This is a genomic window from Colwellia sp. BRX10-1 (assembly GCF_014077545.1).
GTDB lineage: Bacteria > Pseudomonadota > Gammaproteobacteria > Enterobacterales > Alteromonadaceae > Colwellia_A.
Genome location: NZ_JACGWC010000061.1, coordinates 1 through 1,877, shown reverse-complemented (window position 1 = coordinate 1,877; position 1,877 = coordinate 1). Strand labels below are relative to the sequence as shown.

Below are 1,877 nucleotides of genomic sequence, written 5' to 3'. Positions count from 1 at the left end.
GTTTATTTGGTTTACTCGAAATTCACGGTTAGGTTTATGTTAGGCGGTGGGCGTTATTTATTTCTTCCGTTTATCTGTTAAATTTTAGTATTGTTTGTTACTGTAAAGTTCATAATAACCAATTAGATAACAAGCTATTCAAGTGGGACAAATTACAGTTGGCTGGTTCCGCTTCGCTTCACATTTTAGCCAACTACAATTTGCCCCTTAATAGGGCGTTAGGTGTTCAGGGAATCTCTCAACTATGGATGTTGATCAAAAGATAAATGTTTTTCATTCCTTAGATTCTAAATCGACTTGTATCGCTATGATCAAGTCTTGTACTTTTGGAATCGCAATTTTAACTTTAATAAGCTTGATCATCGGACTATTTTTCCAAGAGTTGAATATTGAAACATCTATTGGTTTTATAATTGATTTCAGCTTGTATGCGTTTCTCCTGTTTGCAGTTTTTAAGTGGCATTCTCGTATTGCGGCATCATGTTTACTTTTATTATCAACTTATAGTGTATATCTAACATTTATGGTGCTAGCAGGAGTCGAAATTGGTGGCTCTAATCTACTAATATCTCTTGCAAGTTTTTGGTTGTCTTTGCGTTGTACCGAAGCAACTGTTAAATTAAATAAACCTAATAAAAAGAACACCTAACAAGGCATTCAAACGGACAAAAAACAGTTGGCTGTTTCACTCCGTTCACATTATAGCCAACAATTTTTTGCCGCTTAACGTGGCGTTATATTTTTCGGAGAGTTGATCATGTCACCTGAACAAATATCTATTATTGCTGTTTTGTTGGCAGCGCTGTCAGCTATGTATGCAAAACGGGCAGTTAATGAAGCTAAAAAAAGTAATGATATTGGTAGGCTAAATTCGTTACTTGCTTTTAGAACTCATTATTTAGATCTTATGGCGCATAAACAAAAACTAGCGGAAATAATGCCATCTAATAGTAAAGGTTTAGAGCAGTGTAGAGAATCTTATGGTGATTTAGATACTAAATTACGAGAGATAAATTCTCAAATAGAACTATATCACGATAAAGTTGTGGCAAACAAAATATAACAAGCTGTTCAAGCGGGACAAATAACAGTTGGCTAATTCCGCTCCGCTTCACATATTAGCCAACTACAATTTGCCCCTTAACAGGGCGTTATATTTTTATCATATTTCACAGTATTAAATTGAGGCTAAAGGAATGAAGGCTGTTTATTTTTCCCTAATATTTATCCTGCTTAATGGTTGTGCTATTGGAAATGCGCCATTTGCAGAACGAATGGACTATAAAATCGGAACGAAGGTGCCTTTTTTAGATCCTACAAGGTACGGAGATTCTGGAGACTTAATCAGAGCAGATTATTTGATTTCTGGAAAAGGATTCACTCACATTTCAAAAAATGAGAATGGTGATATTGTCCAACATTGGTTTTATAGTGAAGTATTACCTACTCATAGTATGAAAGAGTGGGTCGGTAAATGTAAAGTTTTTTATGTTGTTGACCCCAAAACCAATATCATAAAGAGTTGGGATTATGATAAAGGCGCAAACCCTGAAAGCTGCAGGGATTGGTTGTAATCAAAATATAACAAGTCATTCAAAAGGACAAAAAACAGTTGGTTTTTGCTCCTTCGTCGCTTATTTTAACCAACTATTTTTTGCCTCTTAATGAGGCGTTAGGTGTTTTCAGAATGCGGTTAACTTTGATAGTATTATCGATATTTTATAGTTCTTTTTTATTTGCTCATAAAGATAGTGGGGTTAAAATCCAAGATGATGGAGCTTTAATTGGTCTTCCGCAGAAATATGAACCTGCATCATTTGATCTTAAATCATTAACTCTTCAAATTGCAGATAAAAAATTAATTATGCCAGAGTGCC

Annotated in this window: 4 protein-coding genes; all 4 read left to right on the top strand. The window is 34.6% G+C overall.

What is annotated here, in order from left to right:
* The first annotated feature begins 244 nt into the window (after window positions 1–244).
* Entirely contained in the window at window positions 245–649 is a 405-nt protein-coding gene (locus H4J75_RS19500) for a hypothetical protein (RefSeq protein ID WP_182223039.1), read from the top strand.
* A 108-nt stretch (window positions 650–757) separates the two neighbouring features.
* On the top strand, window positions 758–1,063 hold the full coding sequence (locus H4J75_RS19495) for a hypothetical protein (protein WP_182223038.1): 306 nt from the start codon (window positions 758–760) through the stop codon (window positions 1,061–1,063).
* A 133-nt stretch (window positions 1,064–1,196) separates the two neighbouring features.
* Window positions 1,197–1,574 (top strand): hypothetical protein, encoded by a 378-nt coding sequence (locus H4J75_RS19490; protein ID WP_182223037.1) that lies wholly within the window; start codon window positions 1,197–1,199, stop codon window positions 1,572–1,574.
* A 113-nt stretch (window positions 1,575–1,687) separates the two neighbouring features.
* Window positions 1,688–1,877 (top strand): hypothetical protein (locus H4J75_RS19485; protein WP_220465373.1); only part of this gene is annotated, 190 nt, incomplete at its 3' end.